Genomic DNA, 980 nt, shown 5'->3' with positions numbered 1-980 from the left:
GCTGGTTTTAAGCGTGGGCTGGACCAGCAGCATTTACAGCAAAGTCTGAGCAGTGGGGATGAAGATTACCGTTACAGTTTTAAATTCGCCCTAGACCGTCTGGCTTTGGGTATGGCGATGCCCGAGCATCGCCTGTTTCAGGACACCTTGAGCTATGCTCGGGTGCTAAGCAGTGATTTCCCTTTAATTGCAACGCTTATTCAGATTTATCAGGATCTGGTGCAGCGTCGGGACTGGCTGATGCTCCATGAGCAAGGGCAGCGTACGCCGGTGAAAACCTGGCTGGAATATTTATGGAATGATCTGAATGAATTTCGGGAGGCGGGGGTAGACGCCCTGAAAACCGTGGCCGAAATTATTGACAAGCAGCTGCGGATGCTGACCTTGGCAGATTATCACGATCAGGATGATCTGTATGCCAGTCAGGAACTGGTCGCGCTCAGTCTGCCGCTGCCGTATGTACTGGAAGAAATCCAGAATACGCTCGACATGCAGCTGGAACAGGCAGAACCCAGCGGGCAGATTACTTTTAGCCAGATCGGTCAAATCCGCCCCTTGCCTTATAAACTGGTGGTCATGCTGAATCTGGACAGCGGCAAGTTTCCGGGCCGACATCAGAAAGTGCCTTTTGACCTGATGAGTATGCTCAAGCCGCAGCTTGGCGACCGTTCACGTCTGGATGATGAGCAGGGAGCTTTTTTAGATGCCTTGTTGCTGGCACAGGAAAATTTATGGCTATTTTATAATGGCTTCGATGTAGATGATGGTGAAGCGCGTGATCCATCCATGGCCTTGCAGGAGCTGATCCAGCATATTGGCCTGATCTGTGAGTCAGAGCAGCCGGATGCTGAAGTCGATGCTATGGTGGAACTCAATGGCCTGACTGTGGCCAAGCATATCCGGCAGCTGTATCATGTCCATCCTTTACAGCCTTTTGACCCGGCCGGATTTACCGTGGCCAGCACACCGCGCTTTCAGGA

1 pseudogene is annotated in these 980 nt (G+C 51.8%); it reads left to right on the top strand.

Annotated features, from left to right (window positions below):
* Positions 1-980: pseudogene (locus E2K52_RS14480) on the top strand (exodeoxyribonuclease V subunit gamma); the annotation flags it as partial.

The organism is Acinetobacter sp. RF14B (assembly GCF_006864105.1).
Taxonomy (GTDB): domain Bacteria; phylum Pseudomonadota; class Gammaproteobacteria; order Pseudomonadales; family Moraxellaceae; genus Acinetobacter; species Acinetobacter lwoffii_C.
The sequence above is the reverse complement of the archived record's forward strand: the minus strand, read 5'-3'. Positions and strand labels throughout refer to the sequence as shown.